This window comes from Sphingomonas sp. AX6 (assembly GCF_902506605.1).
Lineage (GTDB): Bacteria > Pseudomonadota > Alphaproteobacteria > Sphingomonadales > Sphingomonadaceae > Sphingomonas.
This window is the reverse complement of sequence record NZ_LR733979.1, coordinates 1,633,812-1,654,652: the sequence shown is the minus strand read 5'-3', so window position 1 is coordinate 1,654,652 and position 20,841 is coordinate 1,633,812. Positions and strand designations below refer to the sequence as shown.

The 20,841-nt window shown below is 64.2% G+C and carries 23 protein-coding genes and 1 tRNA gene; 12 read left to right on the top strand and 12 right to left on the bottom strand.

Annotated features, from left to right (window positions below; translation table 11 throughout):
- Nucleotides 1–91: 91 nt before the first annotated feature.
- Nucleotides 92–961, top strand: coding sequence for an OmpA family protein (locus ENHY17A_RS08060; protein WP_159711706.1), 870 nt, complete (start codon nucleotides 92–94; stop codon nucleotides 959–961).
- A gap of 459 nt (nucleotides 962–1,420) precedes the next feature.
- On the opposite strand, the gene ENHY17A_RS08055 is transcribed toward ENHY17A_RS08060, so the two are convergent.
- Nucleotides 1,421–2,536, bottom strand: coding sequence for a DmpA family aminopeptidase (locus tag ENHY17A_RS08055; protein WP_236548034.1), 1,116 nt, complete (start codon nucleotides 2,534–2,536; stop codon nucleotides 1,421–1,423).
- 249 nt (nucleotides 2,537–2,785) lie between these two features.
- On the opposite strand from ENHY17A_RS08055, the gene ENHY17A_RS08050 reads away from it, so the two are divergent.
- The 3 genes from ENHY17A_RS08050 (at nucleotide 2,786) to aguB (ending at nucleotide 6,568) form a co-directional block, all read left to right on the top strand.
- Nucleotides 2,786–4,417, top strand: a complete 1,632-nt coding sequence (locus tag ENHY17A_RS08050) for a M28 family metallopeptidase (protein ID WP_159711704.1) — start codon at nucleotides 2,786–2,788, stop codon at nucleotides 4,415–4,417.
- Nucleotides 4,418–4,615: 198 nt separating this feature from the next.
- A complete protein-coding gene (locus ENHY17A_RS08045) occupies nucleotides 4,616–5,593 on the top strand; it encodes an agmatine deiminase family protein (RefSeq protein WP_159711702.1) in 978 nt (325 codons plus the stop codon).
- 114 nt (nucleotides 5,594–5,707) lie between these two features.
- On the top strand, nucleotides 5,708–6,568 hold the full coding sequence (gene aguB, locus ENHY17A_RS08040; RefSeq protein ID WP_159711700.1) for an N-carbamoylputrescine amidase: 861 nt from the start codon (nucleotides 5,708–5,710) through the stop codon (nucleotides 6,566–6,568).
- Here the strand turns inward: aguB and ENHY17A_RS08035 are convergent.
- The 3 genes from ENHY17A_RS08035 to ENHY17A_RS08025 all read right to left on the bottom strand — a co-directional run bounded on the left by ENHY17A_RS08035 (nucleotide 6,539) and on the right by ENHY17A_RS08025 (nucleotide 8,078).
- Nucleotides 6,539–7,069 carry a GNAT family N-acetyltransferase gene (locus ENHY17A_RS08035; protein ID WP_236547813.1) on the bottom strand — a complete coding sequence of 177 codons (531 nt, stop codon included), beginning with the start codon at nucleotides 7,067–7,069 and terminating at the stop codon, nucleotides 6,539–6,541. The two genes, aguB and ENHY17A_RS08035, sit on opposite strands and share 30 nt — an antisense overlap.
- A 10-nt stretch (nucleotides 7,070–7,079) precedes the next feature.
- Nucleotides 7,080–7,331 carry a hypothetical protein gene (locus tag ENHY17A_RS08030; RefSeq protein ID WP_159711698.1) on the bottom strand — a complete coding sequence of 84 codons (252 nt, stop codon included), beginning with the start codon at nucleotides 7,329–7,331 and terminating at the stop codon, nucleotides 7,080–7,082.
- 81 nt (nucleotides 7,332–7,412) lie between these two features.
- Complete coding sequence (locus ENHY17A_RS08025; protein WP_159714326.1) at nucleotides 7,413–8,078, bottom strand: uracil-DNA glycosylase; 666 nt, start codon at nucleotides 8,076–8,078, stop codon at nucleotides 7,413–7,415.
- Nucleotides 8,079–8,101: 23 nt separating this feature from the next.
- Here ENHY17A_RS08025 and folK point away from each other — a divergent pair, with 23 nt between their 5' ends.
- The 3 genes from folK (at nucleotide 8,102) to ENHY17A_RS08010 (ending at nucleotide 9,029) form a co-directional block, all read left to right on the top strand.
- The gene (gene folK / locus ENHY17A_RS08020; RefSeq protein ID WP_159711696.1) at nucleotides 8,102–8,581 is read left to right on the top strand and encodes a 2-amino-4-hydroxy-6-hydroxymethyldihydropteridine diphosphokinase; all 480 of its coding nucleotides are present in this window, start codon (nucleotides 8,102–8,104) and stop codon (nucleotides 8,579–8,581) included.
- Between the two features lie 10 nt (nucleotides 8,582–8,591).
- Nucleotides 8,592–8,667, top strand: a tRNA-Lys gene (locus tag ENHY17A_RS08015).
- Between the two features lie 44 nt (nucleotides 8,668–8,711).
- Complete coding sequence (locus ENHY17A_RS08010) at nucleotides 8,712–9,029, top strand: chorismate mutase (RefSeq protein WP_159711694.1); 318 nt, start codon at nucleotides 8,712–8,714, stop codon at nucleotides 9,027–9,029.
- A 2-nt stretch (nucleotides 9,030–9,031) separates the two neighbouring features.
- Here ENHY17A_RS08010 and ENHY17A_RS08005 read toward each other — a convergent pair whose 3' ends face one another.
- The 5 genes from ENHY17A_RS08005 to rpiB all read right to left on the bottom strand — a co-directional run bounded on the left by ENHY17A_RS08005 (nucleotide 9,032) and on the right by rpiB (nucleotide 13,000).
- Complete coding sequence (locus ENHY17A_RS08005; RefSeq protein ID WP_159711692.1) at nucleotides 9,032–10,135, bottom strand: TrmH family RNA methyltransferase; 1,104 nt, start codon at nucleotides 10,133–10,135, stop codon at nucleotides 9,032–9,034.
- Between the two features lie 197 nt (nucleotides 10,136–10,332).
- Nucleotides 10,333–10,794 (bottom strand): transcriptional regulator NrdR, encoded by a 462-nt coding sequence (gene nrdR, locus ENHY17A_RS08000; RefSeq protein WP_159711690.1) that lies wholly within the window; start codon nucleotides 10,792–10,794, stop codon nucleotides 10,333–10,335.
- 171 nt (nucleotides 10,795–10,965) lie between these two features.
- The gene (locus ENHY17A_RS07995) at nucleotides 10,966–11,124 is read right to left on the bottom strand and encodes a hypothetical protein (protein ID WP_201296364.1); all 159 of its coding nucleotides are present in this window, start codon (nucleotides 11,122–11,124) and stop codon (nucleotides 10,966–10,968) included.
- Nucleotides 11,125–11,132: 8 nt separating this feature from the next.
- The gene (glyA, locus tag ENHY17A_RS07990) at nucleotides 11,133–12,443 is read right to left on the bottom strand and encodes a serine hydroxymethyltransferase (RefSeq protein ID WP_159711688.1); all 1,311 of its coding nucleotides are present in this window, start codon (nucleotides 12,441–12,443) and stop codon (nucleotides 11,133–11,135) included.
- 101 nt (nucleotides 12,444–12,544) lie between these two features.
- A complete protein-coding gene (rpiB, locus tag ENHY17A_RS07985) occupies nucleotides 12,545–13,000 on the bottom strand; it encodes a ribose 5-phosphate isomerase B (RefSeq protein WP_159711686.1) in 456 nt (151 codons plus the stop codon).
- Between the two features lie 76 nt (nucleotides 13,001–13,076).
- Here rpiB and ENHY17A_RS07980 point away from each other — a divergent pair, with 76 nt between their 5' ends.
- Entirely contained in the window at nucleotides 13,077–13,532 is a 456-nt protein-coding gene (locus ENHY17A_RS07980; protein WP_159711684.1) for a hypothetical protein, read from the top strand.
- 133 nt (nucleotides 13,533–13,665) lie between these two features.
- On the opposite strand, the gene ENHY17A_RS07975 is transcribed toward ENHY17A_RS07980, so the two are convergent.
- Both ENHY17A_RS07975 and hemA read right to left on the bottom strand, forming a co-directional pair.
- Nucleotides 13,666–14,187, bottom strand: a complete 522-nt coding sequence (locus ENHY17A_RS07975) for a hypothetical protein (RefSeq protein ID WP_159711682.1) — start codon at nucleotides 14,185–14,187, stop codon at nucleotides 13,666–13,668.
- Complete coding sequence (gene hemA / locus ENHY17A_RS07970; protein WP_159711680.1) at nucleotides 14,184–15,428, bottom strand: 5-aminolevulinate synthase; 1,245 nt, start codon at nucleotides 15,426–15,428, stop codon at nucleotides 14,184–14,186. Before hemA ends, ENHY17A_RS07975 begins: the two co-directional genes overlap by 4 nt.
- A gap of 205 nt (nucleotides 15,429–15,633) precedes the next feature.
- Here hemA and ENHY17A_RS07965 point away from each other — a divergent pair, with 205 nt between their 5' ends.
- The 3 genes from ENHY17A_RS07965 (at nucleotide 15,634) to dprA (ending at nucleotide 17,570) form a co-directional block, all read left to right on the top strand.
- Complete coding sequence (locus ENHY17A_RS07965) at nucleotides 15,634–15,792, top strand: hypothetical protein (protein WP_159711678.1); 159 nt, start codon at nucleotides 15,634–15,636, stop codon at nucleotides 15,790–15,792.
- Between the two features lie 79 nt (nucleotides 15,793–15,871).
- On the top strand, nucleotides 15,872–16,477 hold the full coding sequence (gene plsY / locus ENHY17A_RS07960; RefSeq protein ID WP_236547812.1) for a glycerol-3-phosphate 1-O-acyltransferase PlsY: 606 nt from the start codon (nucleotides 15,872–15,874) through the stop codon (nucleotides 16,475–16,477).
- Complete coding sequence (gene dprA / locus ENHY17A_RS07955; protein WP_159711676.1) at nucleotides 16,470–17,570, top strand: DNA-processing protein DprA; 1,101 nt, start codon at nucleotides 16,470–16,472, stop codon at nucleotides 17,568–17,570. Before plsY ends, dprA begins: the two co-directional genes overlap by 8 nt.
- Before the next feature lie 37 nt (nucleotides 17,571–17,607).
- On the opposite strand, the gene ENHY17A_RS07950 is transcribed toward dprA, so the two are convergent.
- Nucleotides 17,608–18,048: a hemerythrin domain-containing protein gene (locus ENHY17A_RS07950; protein ID WP_159711674.1), complete on the bottom strand. Its 441-nt coding sequence runs from the start codon at nucleotides 18,046–18,048 to the stop codon at nucleotides 17,608–17,610.
- 124 nt (nucleotides 18,049–18,172) lie between these two features.
- Between ENHY17A_RS07950 and topA the strand changes: the two genes are divergently transcribed.
- Nucleotides 18,173–20,725, top strand: a complete 2,553-nt coding sequence (gene topA, locus ENHY17A_RS07945) for a type I DNA topoisomerase (RefSeq protein ID WP_159711672.1) — start codon at nucleotides 18,173–18,175, stop codon at nucleotides 20,723–20,725.
- The last annotated feature ends 116 nt before the right edge of the window (nucleotides 20,726–20,841 follow it).

The following is a 20,841-nucleotide window of genomic DNA, read 5'->3' as shown; positions in this document are numbered from 1 at the left end:
CGACCGCCAGCCATGCCGTCGCCGATACGAGATCGGGCGGACGGCGGCGGGTGTGGAGCCCGCACGAGGTTCAGATCGAAGGAGGATCATCATGTCCAATCTACTTAAGACCCCCAAAGCCCTGCTGACGCTTGCTCTGCTGGCCGCGCCCGCATCCGTCGGGTTCGCGCAGGAGGTGCAGCCCCCGCCCGAGGCGGACGTGTCGGCGACCGTGTACGGCGCGCCTGCCGAAATGACCGAGGGTCCGGAAATCGACGGCATCATTTCCGCCCGCGACGGCGACCGGTTGCAGGTGACCGCAGCCGACGGCACCAGCACGGTGGTGGTGGTCAACGAAGCGACGCGCATCCGGTCGAGCGGCGGGTTCCTGGGGCTCGCGCGCAACACGCTGGCGTCGGAATCGCTGCTCAACGGCCTGCCGGTCAGTGTCGAGACGCTGCAGGGCGGCGGTGACCTGGTCGCGAGTCAAATCGCCCTGAAGAGCCGCGACCTGAAGACCGCATCGATGATCCGTAGCGGCACCGCACAGGGCTTTGCCGAACAGAGCGCGGCGACCGACGCGTTGCGCGGGCGGATGGGCGATATCGACCAGTATAATATCAAGAGCACGACGGATGTGAATTTCGACACCGGCAAGGCGGCGTTGACCGAGCAGGCGAAGAACGACCTGTGCGCGGCGGCCAGCCAGGCCGAGGGGATGGACAATGCCCTGTTGCTGGTGGTGGGCTATACCGATTCCACCGGTGACCCCGAGTTCAACCAGGTGCTGAGCGAAAAGCGCGCGGGCGGCGTGGTCAACCATCTGCAACAGGCGTGCGGTTGGAAACCGTACCGGATGCTGACCCCGACCGGCATGTCGGAGTCCAATCCGGTGGCAAGCAACGACACCGACGACGGCAAGGCGCAGAACCGTCGGGTCGCGGTGAACGTGCTAGTCAGCAAGGCCGTCGACGGGCTGTGATACGAGCGGGGTGGGCGTTGGTGCCCACCCCGGTTTGCCAGAGCGTGCCGGTCGCGTGGTGAGCGGGCTTGCCTCGGGCGGTTGCGAGGAGGCGAAGGGCGGTTTCCGAAGGGGAGCCGCTCTTTTCCGTGCGCGGCGATCGTCGCGCGTGGCACCTGACGCGCACGGAAACTTTCCTGAACAAGTTGACAAGGTTGACACGATCGCACTGTTCCGCGCGGGCGGAGGTGCGATCGGTTTACGCGTGCATATGGCCCGGTTGCGAGGCCGATGCCGACCACAGGTTCGTTGATGGATGACGGCGGATCGGAACTTCATCGACAAGTATCGAGCAAAATTCGTCGAGGTAGGAAACCAGATTCTTGTGCCCGTTCGACCTCAATTTTCGGCCATAGAGACCGATGATTAGGAGGGGCCGGTGAGGTATCCGACTAGCGATGAAACATCAAAATCCGCCCGCTACTTGTTTTGCATCGGCGAAATCGGTGGAGGAGCGGACAGCCACGGCGTGATCTCCTCGGTGGGAAGACGTTCTACAATGCCCCGGTGACCCTCCACGGCCTTCCCCGCGAACAGCGAATTGATCACGGCTTCCTCGGTGGCTTCGGCCGCGGCCTGAAAGAGTGGAGACATGACTTCGTTGCGAAGTTCCGAGACTTGCGTGGTTGGGACGCTGCCTTCTTCGCGGCGCACTGCCGAATGGGTCGAAAAGGCGATCGCATAGTCGCCCGATCCGTTGGAAAAGGACGATCCGGTCCGACCGATTCCGATGAAGGCGCGCTCGGCGACCCGGCGCAGATTTCGATCCGAGATCGGGGCATCGGTGGCGATAACGATGACGACCGATCCGTCCGCGCTCCCCTGTTCCGTAGCGCTGGCAAAAGCGTGTCGGCCAAGCCGGATACCGACTGGCACACCGGCGATGTTCAGCACGCCGCCATAGTTGCTCTGAACCACCACGCCGAGGGTCCAGCCACCCATCGATTGGGGCAGCCTGCGCGATGCGGTACCAATCCCGCCCTTGAACCCGAAGGCCACCGTGCCCGTGCCTGCACCGACCGATCCTTCTTCAAGCGCGCCATCCTTTGCGGCCTCGATTGCGCGCCGCGCATCGGCGATCGTTACGCGACGTCTGCGGATGTCATTCAGCATGCCGTCGTTGGTCTCCCCGACCACCGCGTTGACCGAGCGAACCGCTGCGTTGCCGGGCTGATCCAGGGTCCATTCAATCGATGCCGCTATCGCTTCGGCGACATTCAGCGTGTTGGTGAGCAGAATGGGCGTCTCGACCTCGCCCAACTCCGCAACCTGTGTCGAACCGGCGAATTTACCGAACGCATTGAATGCGACGAAACCAGCCGGAACCCTGGAGCGAAAGACGTTGCCGCCATGCGGCACGATAGCGGTCACCCCGGTATGGATGTCCTTGCCTTCGTCGATGGTCACATGGCCGACCTTCACCCCTTCGACATCAGTGATGGCGTTGAGCGGTCCTGTCGGCAGGACGCCGATGACAATCCCAACATCGCGGGGCCGGGGAGGGCTGGGGTCATCTTGGGCCGTCGCCACGATCATAATTGCCCCGATCAGTTCCGCAAAGATCATTGAATCCCCCGTGTATCGCCCCCGGAGTTCACATTCTTCGACCCCTTTGAACAGGAGTAAACCGGAAATGCGGCTGATGGCCATGATGCTTTACCTGCCGGTGGCGGATGCCGAGCCTTTGGCCCGAACCCAATGCCGGTCAGATATCCGTAGATCAATCGACACCGGTGCGGGGTTGGCTATAACCTGTTTAAACCACCCACCGGAGACTCCGCCCCCATGCGTTTCGCCTTGTCGCTTTCGGCCTTCCTCCTCGCCACCACGCCCGCGCTCGCGCAGACCGCGCCGCAAGCCCCGATCAGCGAGGCGACGCTCAAGAGGTTGACCGAGCGGCTGTCCTCCGACGAATTCGAAGGCCGCGCACCGGGCACACCGGGCGAGGAAAAGACCGTCGCGCTGCTTGCGCAGGCGTTCGAGAAGGCGGGGTTGAAGCCGGGCAACAACGGCAGCTGGTTCCAGGAGGTGCCGCTGGTCGAGATTACCGCGAGCGACGTGCAACCGCTGGTGTTCGCCGGGGGCAAGACGCCGCTGTCGTTCGACTATCGCACCGACATGGTGGTGGCGAGCTATCGGCTCGATCCCTCGATTTCGCTCAAGGACAGCGAGGTCGTGTTCGTCGGTTACGGGGTCAACGCGCCCGAGCGGGGGTGGAACGACTATGCGGGCGTGGACGTGAAGGGGAAGACGGTCGTCATCCTGGTCAACGATCCCGACTGGCAGACCGAGGGGCTCGAAGGGACGTTCGGGGGCAAGGCGATGACCTATTACGGGCGCTGGACCTACAAATATGAGGAAGCCGCGCGTCAGGGGGCAGCCGCTGCGATCATCGTCCATCAGAGCGAGCCCGCTTCCTATGGCTGGAACGTCGTGCAGTCGTCATGGACGGGGCCGCAATGGCAGATGGAAGGCGCGGAAGTCGGCGCGTCGCAGGCCATCGGATGGCTGCAGCTGGACGCGACCAAGACGCTGTTCGCGAGCGCGGGGCAGGATTTCGAGGCGCTGTCCGCGGCCGCCGCGCGGCCCGGTTTCAAGGCGGTGCCGCTGGGGCTGACGGCATCGACATCGTTCAAGAGCAATGTGCGGCGTCAGGCGTCGAAGAATGTCATCGCGATTCTTCCCGGGACCGAGCGGCCCGACGAAGTGGTGATGCACACTGCGCATTGGGATCATCTGGGCCGCTGCGACGCGGTGGACGGCGACGATATCTGCAACGGCGCGATCGATAATGCCACCGGGACCGCGGCGATGGTCGCGCTGGCCGAGGCGCATGCCAAGGCGGGTCCGGCCAAGCGCACGCTTGCCTTCATGGCGGTGACCGCGGAGGAATCGGGGCTGTTGGGGGCGAAATATTATGCCGCCAATCCGGTGTTTCCGCTGAACAAGACGGTGGGCGGGGTGAATGTCGATTCGCTGCCGATGGCGGGTGCGACGCGGAATTACGGGATCGTCGGGCCGGGCAAGTCGGAGCTTGAGGCGATGTTGCGCCCGATCGTCGCCGCGCAGAACCGCGTGCTGGAGCCCGCAGGCAATCCGGCGGCGGGCGGCTATTACCGCAGCGACCATTTCGCCTTCGCGCAAAAGGGCGTGCCGATGCTGTATGGCGGCGCGGGGTCGGACCTGGTCGAGGGCGGCGAGGCGGCGCACAAGGTTTATTCGACGGCGCGGGCGAAAATCTATCACGCACCGGGCGACGAATATGATCCTAATTGGGACTGGGGCGGGGCGATGCAGGATCTGCGCGCTTACTACACGCTGTCGCGGCAATTGGCGGAAGGGAATGCGTGGCCGAACTGGGTAGCGGGGGATGAGTTCCGCGCCGTTCGCGATGCCAGCCGGGCGGAGGTGGAATAACGGGTCGCCGCCTCCACGCGCCGTCACCCCGGCCGGAGTGCCGGGGTCCACTAAGCCGCGCACGCAGTATCAGCGGGTTTGCGGCTCGACATGCCGCTTGGTGGACCCCGGAACAAGTCCGGGGTGACGGTGTGGGTGGGGGCGCGCGTTTACGCTACCCCTTTCGCAAATCCTCGTGACCCCCTAAATCCTCGCGCCATGAGCAATCCGCCGCCGCCGCCCGAATGGGCTCCGCATGATGCCGTCTGGATCGGCTTTCCCAGCCATGGCGAATTATGGGTCGACGATCTGGAGCCCGCGCGCGCCGAAGTGGTGGCCTTTGCGCGCGCGGTCCACGCTGACGGACGCGGCGAGCAGGTGATCCTGGTTGCCGCCGACGACGAAGCGGCGGGCGCGGCGCGCGATATGGCGGGGGATTTTGCGAAGGTCGTGATCGAGCCGTTCGGCGACATCTGGCTGCGCGACACCGCGCCCATCATCGGCGGCGACGGGCGCGCGCATGATTTCGGCTTCAACGGCTGGGGCGGCAAATACGACCTGCCGGGTGACGACACGATCGGCGCGCGGCTGGCAGCATCGCGGCGGATGCGCCTGGCGTCGCACGACTGGGTGCTCGAAGGCGGCGCGATCGACGGCGACGGCACCGGGTTGGTGGTGACCACCGAGCAATGCTTGCTCAATCGCAATCGCAACCCCGATTTGACGCAAGCCGATATCGAGGCGCGGCTGGCAAGCGACTTGGGGTACACGCGCGTGCTGTGGCTGGGCGACGGGCTCTACAACGACCATACCGACGGGCATGTCGACAATCTGGCGCGGTTCGTCGGGCCGAACCGACTGGCTTTGCCTGAAGCGGCGGAGAACGATCCGAATTGGCGCGTCTATCAGGATGCGGCGATGCGCGCGGAGGCGTTCGGCGTCGAGGTCGTCCACATCCCTTCTCCAGGGCGCATCCTCAATGATGAGGAAGATGTGATCCCGGCGAGCTACATGAACTTCTATATCGGCAATGCCGCAGTGGTGGTGCCCTTATATGGTGCGGACAATGACGCGGCGGCGGTGGCGGCGATTCAGGTGATCTTCCCCGATCGGCAGGTGGTGGGGCAGCGCGCCGACCATATCCTGACGGGTGGCGGCAGTTTCCACTGTATCAGCCAGCAGGTGCCGAGCACCTAATTCCCCTCCCGCTTGCGGGAGGGGCTAGGGGAGGGCATGTCCGCACGCGCGGCGCCGACCCGACAGGCCCTCCCCCGACCCCTCCCACAAGTGGGAGGGGAGAAGAAGGACGACATGACCCAGATTACCGTCGCCGCGCTGCAACTCGGCTTCTCGAACGATATCGATGCGAACATCGCCAACGTCTCGCGGCTGGTGAAGGAGGCCGCCGCGCGCGGCGCGCAGGTGATCCTGCCGCCCGAATTGTTCGAAGGCGAATATTTCTGCCGGGTCGAGGACGAAGCGCTGTTCGCGAACGCCGCACCCGTGGGCGAGCACAAGGCGGTGCTGGCGATGCAGGCGCTGGCCGAAGCGCTGCGCGTGACCATTCCGACCAGCTTTTTCGAGGCCGATGGGCCGCATCACTACAATAGCTTGGCGATGATCGGGCCGGACGGCGAAGTGCAGGGCGTGTATCGCAAGAGCCATATTCCGGATGGTCCGGGTTATGAGGAGAAATTCTATTTCCGCCCCGGCAATACCGGGTTCAAGACCTGGCCCGCGCCGCCGAGCGCGCCGGGTTGGACGCTGGGCGTCGGGGTTTGCTGGGATCAATGGTATCCCGAAACCGCGCGCGCGATGATGCTGATGGGTGCGCAACTGCTCTTCTATCCGACCGCGATCGGCAGCGAGCCGCATGACGACAGTCTGGACACCGCACGGCTATGGCGGCGCGCGATGGTCGGCCATGCAGTGTCGAACGTCGTGCCGGTGGTCGCCGCCAACCGGGTGGGCGTGGAGCATGGTCAGCGTTTCTACGGAACGTCGTTCATCACCGACGAGCGCGGCGACATCCTGTCCGAACTGGGCCGCGAGGACGAAGGCGTGATTACCGCGACGCTAGACCTGGACCGGATCAAGCGGCACCGCGCCGCCTTCGGCTTTTTCCGCGACCGGCGGCCGGAGCTATACGGACGGCTGGTCCAGGATATCTGAGGGCGGGAGCGCTCGCACCATGTAGCGGGCATCGTCGCCATAACTGGCCAGTTTCCCGCGCAATGCCGGGCTGTCGAGGCCTGCAAAGCCCTGCCCCTCCCAGAATGGCGCGGCGTCGTTGACCGCGACCAAAGCGATCCGTGACCGCCCCTCGGCGCGCGCGTGATCCACCAGCCATCCGACAAAGCCCCGTGCCGCACCGCTGCCCCGTGCCTCCGGCATCAACGCCAAGTCGTGCAGATAGAGCAGCGACGCATCGCGCGGCAACGCACCGATCGTGGCGTTCAGCGGCGGCATCGAACTCTCCACCCACGGATAGGCGATGCCGTATCCGACGACTGCCCCCGCAGCATTGGTCAGCACCCGACATCCGGTGGGATACAGCGTCAGCCGCTCGGCGAAACAGTCGCGATCCTCAAAATGGTCGGGAAAGGCGATCCGCGCGACCGCGACCACGCCGTCCAGATCGGCATCGGTCATCGCGCGCCAGACTTGGTACATGTTCAGATCGTTAGCGTTGCTCGGTGCCGACATTTTCTTGCACCAGGATCGCGCTCACGCACTTGCCCTCTCGGTACATCACCGTTTTTTCTTCCCTCGCCAGCGGTTGGCGATTGAGCGGCTCGGTCGCGTGTGGCGTCAACGGTTCGTCCGCGCGATGGAATTTCATTTCCGTGCACGTATCGGCGGTGACGGCCTTAGGCGCGGACTGTGCTTGCGAAGCAAATATCGGGAGTATGAGCGCCGCCATAAGCATCAACATCGGATTGCCTCCTGTCATGATCGAACCCGCGCACAGACTAACACGAACGCGTGCGATGACCAGCCTGACCGGCAGGACGCATCAAGTCGTAAGCGCCGCGCGCACGTCCAGCGCACGCGCAAACACCGCCTCGAACATCTCTGCGGTCAGCCGTCCGGTGTTCGTGTTGTAGCGCGAGCAGTGATAGCTATCGATCAGCACCTGTCCGCCCGGCAGCCGGTGTTCGGCGAGATGTCCGAACTTGGCCTTGGGCAGTCGCCCGCCCAATATCTTGACCGCCGATTGATGTGCGATCTGGCCGAGCGCCACAAAGATGCGCGCATTGGGCAGGTTGTTCGCCTGCGCTTCCAGAAACGGGCGACAGGTACGGATTTCCTCGGGCGTCGGCTTGTTCTGCGGCGGCAGGCATTTGACGGCGTTGATGATCATCGCACCCTTCAACTGCAACCCATCGTCGGGACGCGCGTCGTACGTGCCCTCGGTGAAGCCGAACTTGGCCAGCGTCGCGAATAGGAGGTCACCGGCATAATCGCCGGTGAACGGCCGACCCGTGCGGTTTGCGCCGTGCTTTCCGGGGGCGAGGCCGATGATCGCAAGCCAGGCATCCGGATCGCCGAACGCATTGACCGGCGCGTTCCACCAGTCGGGATGTTCCACGCGCAGTTCGTCGCGGAACGCCACCAGGCGCGGGCAACGCGGGCAGTCGCGCGGGGGCTCGGTGGCGGGCAGGGGGCTGGGCACGAACATGGATCGGCGATAGGCGGTCTTGGGTGGCAAGCTCAACCTATCTGATCGCGATCGGATCGAATCGACGAGGCCGACACGGCGCGCCTGCGGACGAAGTGCGCGCAGGCATCGCTGCGCTGGGTGGCGTGATCGCCGCCTCGCCCGTCACCGATACACCCGCCATCGGCCCCTCGATCCGGCGTTTCGCCAATGCCGCGTGCGTGGTCGAGAGTGACGAGGCACCACCTGTGCTGCTCGCCCGGTTGAAATCGATCGAGCGCGATTTCGGAAGGCGTCGTGGCCAGCGCTGGGGATCGCGGGTCATCGACCTGGACATCATCCTGTGGTCGGGCGGCGGCTGGGCGTCGCCGGGACTCGTCGTGCCGCATATCGGTTTTCGCGTTCGCGACTTCGTGATCGGTCCTGCGGCGTCGATCGCCCCCGACTGGCGCGATCCGATCACCAAATTGACGCTGCGCCAGCTTCGCGCCCGGTTGACCCGGCGAACGCGCCCGCCTAGGTGAGCGCTCGGTCGGGCTCGTAGCTCAGTTGGTAGAGCAACGGACTTTTAATCTGTAGGTCTCGGGTTCGAATCCCGACGAGCCCACCATTTCCTCCCTTTGCATCGTCGGGTCACCCGTTAAAGAAGCGCGCATGACCCGTGAACGTGTGAACCCGACCGATTGCATGACCATGACCGATGTGCGCGCAGGCGTGGATGCGGTGGACCATGCGCTGATGGCGTTGTTGGTCGAGCGATTCGGCTATATGGACGCCGCCGCGCGCATCAAGCCCGATCGCAGCGCTGTGCGGGATGAAGCGCGCAAGGCGCAGGTGATCGCCAACGCGCGTGCTGCAGCGGTTGCAGGCGGTATTCCGGCGGACGAGATCGCCGCGATCTGGGACCGGCTGGTCGAGGCGTCGATCGCTTATGAATTGGACGCTTTCGATGCGCGTGTCGCGGCCGAATAGGGTTAGCGCCGCCGCGGGCGGTCCAGCACCGACAACACACCGCGAAGTGTGCGCACTTCCTGCGTGTTCCAGCCGGGTTTCGTCAGCACGCCGCGCAGCGTGCGTTTGGTGACTGGCATCCGGTCGGGTGGATAGAAATAGCCTGAGTTAAGCAACATCCCCTCCAGATGTTCGATCAGGCCCTCCAGTTCATCCTGCGGGGCGGGGGGCAGCAGGTCGGTTGCGGGCGGTTGAATCAGCGCCTGCCCCTTCGACCATTCATAGGCGACCAGGATCACCGCCTGGGCCAGATTGAGGCTGCCGAATTCGGGATTGATGGGTACGGTGATAATCGAGCGGGCGACCGCGACGTCGTCGGTTTCCAGCCCGGATCGTTCGGGACCGAACAGGATGGCGGAGCGGGCCGGGGCGGCGTGGATTTCGGACGCCGCCTGTTCGGGGGTGACGACCGGTTTGGTCACGCCGCGCTTGCGGACGGTGGTGGCATAGACATGGCCGCAATCGGCGACGGCGTCGGCCAGCGTGCCGAACACTTGTGCGCGTTCGAGGACGATGTCCGCACCCGATGCGGCGGGGCCGGCGGATGGGTTGGGCCAGCCGTCGCGCGGGGCGACGAGGCGCATTTCGGTGAGGCCGAAATTGAGCATCGCACGCGCGGCCTTGCCGATGTTTTCGCCGAGCTGGGGGCGGACGAGGATGATGACCGGGGGTGGGGTGGGGGTTGCATTTCGGCCCACATCCATCTCCACGTCATCCAATCCCGTTCGTCCCGAGTAGCCTTCGAGCTTGTCGAGAAGGCGTATCGAGGGAGCCACCGCCTCGCTCCGAACCGGTTTTCGCGCCGCCTTGGACACGCCAGCCCAATCGCTGCGAAACAGTGCTTCCTTTTTCGGACGAGACCAATTTTTGACTTTCCGCTCTGCGTTCAGCGCTTCGTCGCGCGTTGAGAAGGATTCGGACCACATCAAATCGACCGGTCGGCGCACGCTGGTGAAACCGGGAACATCACCCATCTGGTGCTGTGCGATCCGGCGTTTGAGGTCGTCGGTATGGCCGGTATAGTAAAGGCTGTCCGAGCAGCGGATAATATAGGCCCAGAATGTCATCGTGGTGCCTTATCCTGCGAGGTCGGCTTTCGACAAGCTTGGTTGGCGATGCGTGTGGGGGCGCTCCCTCGATACGCCTTCTCGCCAAGCTCGAAGGTTACTCGGAATGAACGGCTGGGGTGGAGGCTCGACTTTGCTCGGGGCAAAGAGGCCGGGGTTGCGTTAGTCAGATGGAGTGGTTTCGTGAAAGGAGCATCCTACCCTCGCCCGACCTCGGTCACCGTGCCCGCAAATTCCTCGAAATCGCGTGCTTCGGTGAAATCCTTATAGACGCTCGCGAAGCGGATATAGGCGACCGAGTCCAACCCCTTCAGCGCCTCCATCACCATCTCGCCGATACGGTTGGTGGTGACTTCGCCTTCGCCCTGTGTTTCCAACTGACGCTGGATGCCGGACACCAACTTGTCGATCCGTGCCTGGTCGATCGGGCGCTTTCGGCAGGCGATCGACACCGAGCGGAGCAATTTTTCGCGCTCGAACGGTTCGCGGCGGTCTTCGGATTTCAGGACGGTCAGTTCGCGCAATTGAATGCGCTCGAACGTGGTGAAGCGCGCGCCGCATGCTTCGCACTGGCGGCGGCGGCGGATGGCCGCGCCGTCTTCTGCGGGGCGGCTGTCCTTTACCTGGCTGTCTTCATGGGTGCAGAAGGGGCAGCGCATATCCTGATAAAATCCGTTCGTCCCGAGTAGCGTTCGAGCTTGTCGAGAAGGCGTATCGAGGGAGGGTCGTTACACACGCTGTCTCGATACGGGTTCTCGACTTCGCTCGAACCCTACTCGACACCAACGGGGTGGAAAGCAAGGGCTAGCGCCATTGTCAGACGATCGGCTTCAGGCGCCCGGCTTCTTCTTGGCCTTATAATACGCATAGCCCGCGCCCGCAGCGGCCCCGATCAGCGGGCCGATGAACGGCACGGGGATCGCGACTACGGCGCCGAGCGCGCCCCATTTCGCCATGCTCTTGCCAAGCGTCTTTTCGTCTTCGGTCATGAGAGTTCTCAATCCTGATAGATGGGGAAGCGCGCACAAAGCGTGCGCACACGCTGACGAACGTCCGCCTCGACCGCTTGATCCCCGGCCTCGCCCTTTTCGCGCAATCCGTCGAGCACGTCGGCGACCATGTTGCCGATGTCGCGGAACTCCGCGGTGCCGAAACCGCGGGTCGTGCCCGCGGGGCTGCCGACGCGAATGCCGCTGGTCTTCATCGGCGGCAGCGGATCGTTGGGGATACCGTTCTTGTTGCAGGTGATGCCTGCGCGCTCCAGCGCCTCGTCCGCGTCCTTGCCGGTGACTCCGAGCGGGGTCAGATCGACCAGCGCGAGATGCGTATCGGTACCGCCCGAGACGAGGTTCGCGCCGCGTTCCTTCATCGTGCTCGCCAGAACCTTGGCGTTCTCCACGACCGCCGCGATATAGCTCTTGAAATCGGGCTGCAACGCTTCGCCGAACGCGACCGCCTTGGCGGCGATGACGTGCATCAGCGGGCCACCCTGCAGGCCGGGGAATACCGCGGAGTTGATCTTCTTGGCGATGGCCTCGTCATTGGTCATCACCATGCCGCCACGGGGACCGCGCAGCGTCTTGTGCGTGGTCGTGGTGACGACATGCGCATGTTCGAAGGGCGAGGGGTGCAGGCCCCCTGCGACGATGCCAGCGAAATGCGCCATATCGACCATGAACAGCGCGCCGACTTCATCCGCGATCGCGCGGAATTTGGCGAAGTCGATGATGCGCGGATAGGCGGAGCCACCTGCGATGATGAGTTTGGGCTGATGCTCCCGCGCTTTGGTCGCGACTTCATCGAAATCGATCAGGTGGGTTTCCGGATCGACGCCGTATTGGATGGCGTTGAACCATTTCCCCGACTGCGCCGCCTTTGCGCCGTGGGTGAGGTGACCGCCCGCGTCGAGGCTCAATCCCATGATCGTGTCGCCGGGCTTGGTCAGCGCCAGCATCACCGCGCCATTCGCCTGCGCGCCCGAATGCGGCTGGACGTTGACGAAGCCGCAGCCGAACAATTGCTTGGCGCGGTCGATCGCCAGCGTTTCGACCTCGTCCGACGGGTGGCAGCCCTGATAGTAACGCTTGCCCGGATAGCCTTCGGCATATTTGTTGGTGAACACCGACCCCTGCGCCTCGAGCACCGCTTTCGAGACGATGTTTTCGGATGCGATTAGCTCGATCTGGGTCTGTTCGCGCTCGAGTTCGTGCGCGACGCCCGCGAAGACCGCAGGGTCGGCATCGGCGAGAGTGCGCGTGAAGAAACCATCCGGCTGGACGGAGGATAGGGTTTGCGGATTGGTGCTCATCGCGAAAAGGAACCTCTTTGGCCTGTGAGTCGGTGGGGGCGTGCACGCCCACGGTTCATGGGCTCTCTAGGCTCGGCAGCGGCGGAACGCCACCCGGCTTTTCAGGCGGGCGGGCTGCTCAATTTATCGACGCGACGCTGGTGTCGGTCGCCGCCGAAATCGGTGGTCAGGAACGCCTCGACGCACGCCTTTGCCATATCGAGCCCGGTTAGCCGTGCGCCCAGCGCCAGCACATTCGCGTCGTTATGCTCGCGTGCCAGCTTTGCCGACAGCGGCTCGCCGACCAGCGCGCAGCGGCAGCCCGGGTTGCGGTTGACCGCGATCGAAATGCCGATGCCTGATCCGCACAAGGCGATGCCCTTCTCAGCCGAGCCGTCGGCCACCGCAGCGGCGAGCTTATACCCGAAATCGGGATAATCGACGCGCGCATCGCTGTCCGGCCCCAGATCGATCACGTCGTGCCCGGCTTCCTGCAACCAAGCGACCAGTTGTGCTTTCAAATCGATCGCGGCGTGGTCGGATGCGATGGCGATGCGAAGCGAAGGGGTGGTGTCCATGGCTGCGAGTCTTTAGGCGATGGGAAAACCGGATGCCAGTGATTGAGAGAGGGCGAACGCAATGATGGCAAGAACGATGACGGCAATGGCACTACTCGCGGCACTGGGTGCTTGCGGCACGGTGGAGCCGACCGATTCGATCCCGAACGCCACGGTCGATACCAGTGTGATCGACGCAATGGCGAACGAGACGCCTGCGCCCATGAACGTCGGCGACGAGATGATCACCGCAGTCGAACCGGTCGACCCCGCCCAATGGGTCGGTCGCTGGACAGGAGTCGAGGGGCTGTACCTCGACATTCAGCCCGATCCAGCACGCGGCAATGGCGCGTTCATGCTCGAAATGCAGTATACGCTTGACGACACGGGGACATTCCCCGGCGACGCGGTGGCCAACGGCATCCGCTTTACACGCCCTGACGGCACGTTCCTGTTGACCGCGACCGACGGCGAGGCGACGGGTTTGAAATACCTGCTCGATAAACAGGACTGCCTGACGGTGACGACCGGTGAGGGTTATTGTCGCGACTGAAGTTGGTCGGGGACGGGTCCATAACCTCCCGTCATTCCCGCGAAGGCGGGAATCCATAAGCTCAATCGGCTTCGATAGTGCGTGGACGTAAAGGCAAATGGATTCCCGCCTTCGCGGGAATGACGATGGCGGGTTAGGGGCTTCCGCGTTCCAACGCGTCCAGCCGGGCCTTTAACGCATCGATCTCTTCGCCCTGTTTCTGGCGAAGGAAGGCAGCCTCAAGCGCGGAGGTGACTGCAGGGACCAGCGCCTTGGCGGTTTCCTGCGTGCGGGCGGGGTAGTCGCCGCGTCCGACGCGGATCATGCCAGCCGGGCCAAAAGTCAAAAGGAACGCGACCGGCGATGAAGCATCGCCGACCCCGGCCCAGGGATTGACCTCTGGCATCGGAAACTCACCGCCTGCGCCGCGCGCCGTCATCTTGACCATGCCGCCGGGCTCCCAAAGCCACGCATCGGTCGCCGGATTGCCAAGTTTCTCGGTAACCGCGTCGAGCGTTTCGGTCAGGATCGCAGCCGGGCTGGCGGTCAGCGCCTGACGCGACAGGCGTTCGCGAAAGGCTGCGAACGGATCGGTCGCCTGCCGTTGGATCATCCACATCATGCCTGCGACGAGCAGTGCCGCACCGAGCAGGGTGAGAGCGAACGCGGCGTTCAAGCGGCGGCGCGCAGTTCCAGCCGGTCCCAGATTTCGACCAGCGCGCGGGTCAGTTCCGCCATCATCGCTTGGTCATGCGCCGGGCCGGGGGTGAAGCGCAGCCGTTCGGTGCCGCGCGGGACGGTCGGATAATTGATCGGCTGGACGTACACGCCATATTCGGCGAGCAGGATGTCGCTGATCTTCTTGGCCTTTACCGGGTCGCCGACCATCAGCGGGACGATATGCGTGGTCGAAGCCATGACCGGCAGCCCGGCATCGCCGAACATCGTTTTGAGCCGCTCGGCGGCAGCTTGCTGACCTTCGCGCTCGACGCTTGACGCCTTGAGGTGCCGAACGCTTGCCAGCGCGCCTGCGACCAGCACCGGCGACAGCGACGTGGTGAAGATGAAGCCGGGCGCATAGCTGCGGATTACGTCGATGATCGTGCGATCGGCGGCGATATAGCCGCCCATGACGCCGAATGCCTTGCCCAGCGTGCCTTCGATGATCGTCAGGCGCCTGGCTGCATCGTCGCGTTCCGAAATCCCGCCGCCGCGCGCGCCGTACATGCCGACGGCATGAACTTCGTCGAGATAGGTGAGCGCGTTATATTTGTCGGCCAGGTCGCAAATCGCGTGGATCGGCGCGACGTCGCCGTCCATCGAATAGACGCTTTCGAACGCGATCAGTTTGGGCACCAGCGGATCTTCGGCGGCGAGCAATTCTTCGAGATGCGCCAGATCGTTGTGGCGGAACACGCGCTTTTCGCAGCCCGAATGACGAATCCCCGCGATCATCGACGCGTGGTTCAGCTCGTCCGAAAAAACGATGCAGCCCGGCAGCAGTTTGGCCAGCGTCGACAGCGTTGCCTCGTTCGAGACATAGCCCGAGGTGAAGAGCAACGCCGCTTCCTTGCCGTGCAGGTCGGCCAGCTCGGTTTCCAGGTCGATGTGGTAATGCGTGTTGCCGCCGATGTTGCGGGTGCCGCCCGACCCTGCGCCGACATTGTGCAGCGCCTCTTCCATCGCTTCGATGACGGTCGCGTGCTGGCCCATCGCCAGATAGTCGTTCGAACACCACACGGTGATCGGCTTCGGCCCGTTATGCCCGGCGAAACAGCGCGCATTAGGGTATGCGCCCTTGTTGCGCAGGATATCGATGAAGACGCGGTAGCGGCCTTCGGCGTGCAGGCGATCGATCGCCTGCGAAAAGACGCGGCCATAGTCTAAAACGGGCGCGGGGGTCGCTTCGCTGGTCATGACGGATGAGCCCTTAGCGGCAAGTTCACGCCATTTCCAGATCAAAGGGCCGATCACTGCGTGCCGCAAATCCGATGAAGCGAGGGCGATCTTGCCCTCGATCAAGCGATCCATGCTTGGTTTGTGGTACAAAAGCGACATCGCCGGATGCGACTCGTGGACCTTCCGTTCAGGCGCATCGGGCGAGCCCCTCGGGAGGGCAGACATGGAAACCACACAGCTCGAATATTACCGCAGGCGTGAGGCGCAGGCGCGGAAACTGGCCGATTCGGCCAAGGACGATTGTGCACGACGCGTACACCTGACCATGGCGGCACGCTATTCAGCGATCACGAAGACTGATGAAAGCCGCCGCGCCGGGTGAGGCGTTCGCATGCGCGTGATATTGTTGCGCTTCGACAATCAAATCAATAATATCGCTCCTGAAATGCGGGGAGCGCCGATTGCCGACTGAAATCCTCTGGATCGCGCCTGCGATGGCGCTGTTGCTCGGTTATCTGCTGGGATCGATTCCGTTCGGCGTGCTGCTGACGCGGATGAGCGGGGCGGGCGATCTGCGTGAGATTGGATCGGGCAATATCGGCGCGACCAACGTGCTGCGCACCGGTCGCAAAGGATTGGCAGCGGCGACGCTGCTGCTCGATCTGTTGAAGGGTGCGGTCGCGGTGTGGATCACCGCGGCGCTTTGGCCGGGCAACGAAGCGCTGGCCGCGGCGGCGGCGTTCGTCGGGCACTGCTATCCCGTGTGGCTCAAATTCAAGGGAGGCAAGGGGGTCGCGACGCTGATGGGCATCGTCTTGGCGCTGCACTGGCCGGTCGGTGTGGTCTATGCGATCGTATGGCTGGGACTGCTGGCGGGCCTGCGCATCTCGTCGGTCGCGGGGATGTTGTCTGCGGTGAGTGCGCCCGTGGCCGCCGCGTTCTTCGGACGATTCGACATCGTGCTGCTGCTGATCGGCCTTGCCCTTATTTGCCTGTGGAAGCACCGCGAGAATATCGACCGCCTGTTCGCCGGAAACGAACCGAGGATCGGTCGCGCGCGTGGCTGACGGCGATGCGCGGGTGGATGGGCGGATCGCCAAGCTCCGCCTGTTGCGTTCGCCCCGGATCGGCCCCGTCACCTATGCGCAACTTGTCGCGCGGTTCGGCACGGCGGAGGCCGCGTTGGACGCGCTGCCGATGCTGGCGGCGCGCGGTGGAGGCAAGCCTCCGGAGATTGCGGCGCTTGGCTTGGTGGAACGCGAAATCGCGCGGGTCGAGCAACTGGGTGCACGTTACCTGTTCATCGACGACGCAGATTATCCGCAGTTGTTGCGTGAGATCGATTCGGCACCCCCCGCGCTGATGGTGCGCGGCGACACCGGCCTGCTCGCACGCCCCTGCATCGCGATGGTTGGCGCGCGCAATGCGTCTGCCGCCGCACGCCGGTTCGCGCGTGATCTCGCTTATGCCTTGTCGAACGAAGGCGTGACGATCGTCTCCGGCCTGGCGCGCGGGATCGACACCGCCGCGCATATCGGGTCGGTCGACGGCGGCACGGTGGGGGTGATCGCCAGCGGCATCGATATCGCCTTCCCACCCGAAAACGCCGAATTGCAGGAAGCGGTGGCATTGCGTGGCCTGCTGGTTGCCGAACAGCCACCGGGGGCAGAGCCACGCGCACGCCATTTCCCGTGGCGCAACCGCATCATCGCGGGCGCATCGCTGGCGACGGTGGTGGTCGAGGCCGCGCCCAAATCGGGCTCGCTAATCACCGCGCGGTTGGCGGGAGAAATGGGGCGCGACGTGCTGGCGGTGCCCGGCAGCCCGCTCGATCCCCGCGCGCAGGGCTGCAACCTGCTGATTCGCGAAGGCGCGACTTTGGTGCAGAGCGCCGCCGACATACTGGAGGCGATTCGCCCGATCGATGCGCGCGCGCTGCGTTCGCCAACCGGCGCCTACACCCCGCCGCCGCCCGCCAGTGATGCTAGCGATCGAGAGCGAGGTGCTGTGATCGACCTGCTGTCGCCAGTCGCGGTCGCGGTAGACGAACTGATCCGTCAGAGCGGTTTGCCGCCTGCGATCGTTCAGACGGTGCTGCTGGAATTGGAACTTGCTGGCAAGTTGGAACGCCACGCGGGCGGGCGCGTCAGTTTGGTTTGAGCTTACGGGGTTGTTTGATCCTGTTAAGTTCGACCAGTCAGGCCGCGATCTGTTCCTCGCGCAGCGTGATCTGTGCGGCGCGCAGCGCGAGCGGATAGAGCAGGTCGTTCTCCACCTTCACCCGTGCGGCCAGTCGGCCCAATATTTCCGCGCTCGCCGCTGCAAAGCCTGGACCGTCGGCGGCGATGTCGTCTCGGGTCCAACGCGTGGTATAGTCGCCCCAGTCGGTCGCCAATGTTTCAAATTTCTCGACCGCGTCGCGCGCGGCGCTGGCGGCACCTTCGTCGACACTCAGCATTAGCGCGGGATACAGATCGGCATCCTCGCGTGCCAGATGGTCTGCAAGGTCGTGCGCCAGCGCCTTCAGCGCGACGTACCGCGCGTTGGCTGACTCACCTGCCTCAATGGCGCGAGTCAGCGTGCGCGCAAGCGTGGTGATTTCGGCATGTTCGCGGATCAGGCGTTCGAACGAATACATCGATGGGCTCCCCGCCGCGTTTCATGCCCGATCAAGGGTTAACGAAAAGCCTCTGGCGTGTGCTTGACGGCGCGCCTACCTCCCTACCACTCTCGCGCGTACACGTAAGGGACCATTTTCGCTCATGCAGCTCGTCATCGTCGAATCGCCGGCCAAGGCCAAAACCATCGAGAAATATCTGGGTGGCGACTTCAAGGTGCTCGCCTCCTACGGCCATGTCCGCGACTTGCCTGCAAAGGACGGGTCGGTGAACCCCGACGACGGCTTCGCGATGGAATGGGAAACCTATGGCGACAAGGCCAAGCAGCTCAAGGCGATCACCGATGCCGCCAAGGGCGCAGACCGACTGATCCTCGCGACCGATCCGGATCGCGAGGGCGAGGCGATTTCTTGGCATGTCCAGGAAGTGCTGGCCAAGAAAAAGGCGCTGCCGGCGAAGGTCGATCGGGTGACGTTCAACGCGATCACCAAGGCCGCGGTGACCGAGGCGATGCAGCGTCCGCGTGCGCTCGATACCGACCTGATCGATGCCTATCGGGCACGTCGCGCGCTCGATTATCTCGTCGGTTTCACGCTGTCGCCGGTGCTGTGGCGCAAGCTGCCGGGTGCCAAGTCGGCGGGTCGGGTCCAGTCGGTCGCGCTGCGTCTGATCGTCGAGCGCGAGCGTGAGATCGAAGGGTTCACCGCGCAGGAATATTGGTCGGTCACCGCGCACCTGGAAGCTGACGGCACCGCGTTTGACGCGCGGCTGGTGCGCTTCGAGGGCGAAAAGATCGAGCGGCTGACGATCGGTGACGGCGCGACTGCGAACCGCGCCAAGGTGGCGGTCGAGGCGGGTAATTTCTCGGTCACGACCGTCGAGACCAAGCCTGCGACGCGCAACCCGCCGCCGCCCTTCACCACCTCTACCCTGCAACAGGAAGCAGCGCGCAAGCTGGGCTTTTCGGCCAGCCATACGATGCGGATCGCGCAGGGCCTCTACGAGGATGGCGCGATCACCTATATGCGAACCGATGGCGTCCAAATGGACGGATCGGCCATCGACGATGCGCGGCGGGCGATCACGAACCGCTACGACGGTGGCTATGTCCCCGACAAGCCGCGGCAGTATCAGACCAAGGCGAAGAATGCGCAGGAAGCGCATGAGGCGATCCGCCCGACCGATTTCAGCAAGGACAAGCTAGGCTCGGGCGACCATGCACGCCTCTATGACCTGATCTGGAAGCGCGCGATGGCAAGCCAGATGGCGTCGGCGCGGATGGAGCGCACCTCGATCGAGATGGAGGACGGTACCGGTCGGCACGCATTGCGCGCCACGGGTCAGGTCGTGCTCTTTCCCGGTTATCTCGCGCTTTACGAGGAAGGCCAGGACGACAGCGCCGACGAGGATTCGAAGCGGCTGCCGCTGCTGCGCTCGGGGGATTCGCCCGCGAAAAAGGGCGTCGACGCCGAACAGCATTTCACCCAGCCGCCGCCGCGTTTTTCGGAAGCGTCTTTGGTCAAGCGTCTGGAGGAGCTCGGCATCGGGCGTCCATCGACTTATGCGTCGATCATCCAGGTGTTGAAGGACCGCAACTACGTTCGCGTGGAGAAGAACCGCTTCTTCGCCGAGGAAAGCGGACGGCTGCTGACTGCGTTTCTCGAGCGTTTCTTCGAGAAATACGTGTCGTACGACTTTACCTCGGGGCTCGAGGACGAACTGGACGATGTGTCGGGCGGGCGCGCCGAATGGCAGGCGGTGCTCGATGCGTTCTGGGCGGATTTCAAACCGCGCACGACCGAGGTCATGGAATTCAAGCCGTCCGAAGTGACGGCCGAGCTCGACACCTTCCTCGAACCCTATCTCTTCCCCGCCAAGGCCGATGGTAGCGATCCACGGCTGTGCCCCAATTGCGGCGAGGGGCGGTTGGCGCTGCGCGGCGGGCGGTTCGGCGCGTTCGTGGCGTGCTCCAACTACCCGGATTGCAAATTCACGCGACGCTTCGCGCAGCCGGGTGGCGAGGGCGACAATGGCGATGCGACACCGGAGACGCTGGGCAACGATCCCGAAACCGGGCTGCCGGTCGAGCGCAAGTCCGGACGCTTCGGCCCCTACATTCAATTGGGCGAAGGCAAGGAAGCCAAGCGCGCATCGATCCCCAAGGACTTGCCGGGTGACCTCGACCTGGAATGGGCGCTGAAGCTGCTGTCGCTGCCGCGCACCATCGGCAATCATCCCGAAACGAGCGAGCCGATCGAGGCGGCGATCGGGCGTTATGGGCCGTATCTGAAACATGCAGGCAAATATGCGCGGCTGACATCCACTGCCGAGGTGTTCGAGACGGGCATGAACGCGGCGGTGGTCAAGCTGGCGGAGGCCGCTGCGAATGGCGGGCGTCCGGCACGCGGCGCGGCGCGCGAACCGCTCAAGATTCTGGGCAAGCATCCGCGCACCGAGGCCGAGATCAAGCTGATGGAGGGCCGTTATGGTCCCTATGTCACCGATGGCGAAACCAATGCGACGATCCCCAAATCGGTGGAGAAGGATGCGCTGACGCTGGAAGAAGCAGCGCAGTTGATCGATGCGCGGGCCGCGGCGGCGCCGGCAAAGAAGGGCGCGAAGAAAAAGGCTGCGCCGAAAAAGGCGGCGGCGAAGAAGCCTGCTGCAAAGAAAGCGCCAGCGAAGAAGGCCGACTAATTCCTCCCCCGTCGGGGGAGGGGGACCGCCGTAGGCGGTGGAGGGGGTTCGCCCCAAACGTTGTCGGTTTGAACGTGAAGGTGGCGCTCGCCGCACCCCCTCCGTCAGCGCTTCGC

Excerpts from the sequence above, each read along its gene's own strand:
- ENHY17A_RS08060 (WP_159711706.1), top strand. The coding sequence starts at position 92 with ATGTCCAATCTACTTAAGACCCCCAAAGCCCTGCTGACGCTTGCTCTG.
- ENHY17A_RS08055 (WP_236548034.1), bottom strand. The coding sequence starts at position 2,536 with ATGATCGTGGCGACGGCCCAAGATGACCCCAGCCCTCCCCGGCCCCGC.
- ENHY17A_RS08050 (WP_159711704.1), top strand. The coding sequence starts at position 2,786 with ATGCGTTTCGCCTTGTCGCTTTCGGCCTTCCTCCTCGCCACCACGCCC.
- ENHY17A_RS08045 (WP_159711702.1), top strand. The coding sequence starts at position 4,616 with ATGAGCAATCCGCCGCCGCCGCCCGAATGGGCTCCGCATGATGCCGTC.
- aguB (WP_159711700.1), top strand. The coding sequence starts at position 5,708 with ATGACCCAGATTACCGTCGCCGCGCTGCAACTCGGCTTCTCGAACGAT.
- ENHY17A_RS08035 (WP_236547813.1), bottom strand. The coding sequence starts at position 7,069 with ATGTACCAAGTCTGGCGCGCGATGACCGATGCCGATCTGGACGGCGTG.
- ENHY17A_RS08030 (WP_159711698.1), bottom strand. The coding sequence starts at position 7,331 with ATGTTGATGCTTATGGCGGCGCTCATACTCCCGATATTTGCTTCGCAA.
- ENHY17A_RS08025 (WP_159714326.1), bottom strand. The coding sequence starts at position 8,078 with ATGTTCGTGCCCAGCCCCCTGCCCGCCACCGAGCCCCCGCGCGACTGC.
- ENHY17A_RS08010 (WP_159711694.1), top strand. The coding sequence starts at position 8,712 with ATGACCCGTGAACGTGTGAACCCGACCGATTGCATGACCATGACCGAT.
- ENHY17A_RS08005 (WP_159711692.1), bottom strand. The coding sequence starts at position 10,135 with ATGACATTCTGGGCCTATATTATCCGCTGCTCGGACAGCCTTTACTAT.
- nrdR (WP_159711690.1), bottom strand. The coding sequence starts at position 10,794 with ATGCGCTGCCCCTTCTGCACCCATGAAGACAGCCAGGTAAAGGACAGC.
- ENHY17A_RS07995 (WP_201296364.1), bottom strand. The coding sequence starts at position 11,124 with ATGACCGAAGACGAAAAGACGCTTGGCAAGAGCATGGCGAAATGGGGC.
- glyA (WP_159711688.1), bottom strand. The coding sequence starts at position 12,443 with ATGAGCACCAATCCGCAAACCCTATCCTCCGTCCAGCCGGATGGTTTC.
- rpiB (WP_159711686.1), bottom strand. The coding sequence starts at position 13,000 with ATGGACACCACCCCTTCGCTTCGCATCGCCATCGCATCCGACCACGCC.
- ENHY17A_RS07980 (WP_159711684.1), top strand. The coding sequence starts at position 13,077 with ATGACGGCAATGGCACTACTCGCGGCACTGGGTGCTTGCGGCACGGTG.
- hemA (WP_159711680.1), bottom strand. The coding sequence starts at position 15,428 with ATGACCAGCGAAGCGACCCCCGCGCCCGTTTTAGACTATGGCCGCGTC.
- ENHY17A_RS07965 (WP_159711678.1), top strand. The coding sequence starts at position 15,634 with ATGGAAACCACACAGCTCGAATATTACCGCAGGCGTGAGGCGCAGGCG.
- ENHY17A_RS07950 (WP_159711674.1), bottom strand. The coding sequence starts at position 18,048 with ATGTATTCGTTCGAACGCCTGATCCGCGAACATGCCGAAATCACCACG.
- topA (WP_159711672.1), top strand. The coding sequence starts at position 18,173 with ATGCAGCTCGTCATCGTCGAATCGCCGGCCAAGGCCAAAACCATCGAG.